The organism is Paenibacillus enshidis (assembly GCF_042136365.1).
GTDB classification, from domain to species: Bacteria; Bacillota; Bacilli; order Paenibacillales; family Paenibacillaceae; genus Paenibacillus; species Paenibacillus enshidis.
Genome location: NZ_JBHHMI010000075.1, coordinates 1 through 739, shown reverse-complemented (window position 1 = coordinate 739; position 739 = coordinate 1). Strand labels below are relative to the sequence as shown.

The 739-nt window shown below is 59.1% G+C and carries 1 protein-coding gene; it reads left to right on the top strand.

Features of this window, described 5'->3' with window-relative positions:
- Positions 1–74 precede the first annotated feature (74 nt).
- Positions 75–739 (top strand): SDR family oxidoreductase (locus tag ACE41H_RS25140; protein ID WP_375358309.1); only part of this gene is annotated, 665 nt, incomplete at its 3' end.

Here is a 739-nt window from a genome sequence, read left to right as displayed (position 1 = left end):
GCTTGCCCTAGAGTTCACTTCATAGTTTATGCTTAACATGTTCAAGCAGTCAACTCATGAAGGAGGATATCATTATGCATGTTTTTGTTACAGGAGCAACAGGGTATGTCGGTTCTGCGGTCGTCCGGGAACTGATCAGCGCGGGACATACAGTAACAGGTCTTTGCCGTTCTGAAGAGAAAGCCGCGGGATTAAAGGCGGCGGGAGCTGAAGCGCTATACGGCACGCTGGACGATCTTGATACTCTGCGCAGTGCCGCCGCAGCTGCGGACGGCGTGATTCATCTGGCGTTCACCGGCGATTTTTCCAACTTTGAAGCTGCGCTGGCTCTGGATTTGCGGGCCGTTGAAGCCGTGGGGGCGGCGCTCGAAGGCTCCGGGAAGCCGTTCATTACTACGGGTCACCCTCACGAAAATGGACATACCGTAGACGATGCCGTGCTCGCCATGGCAGAGCGGGGGATTCGGGCATCCATCGTCACGCTTGCACCATCCGTGCACGGTAAAGGCGATAGGGCCTTTGTGCCGACGTTGATCAACATCGCCCGGGAGAAGGGCTTCGCCGCCTACATCGGCGACGGAACGAACCGCTGGCCGGCGGTTCACCTCCTGGATGCGGCGGTTCTGTACCGGCTGGCGCTGGAATCCGCCCCGGCCGGCTCACGGCTGCTTGGCGTCGGTGAAGTAGGCATTCCGTTCCGCGAGATCGCCGAGGTCATCGGGCGGCAATTGAACGTGCC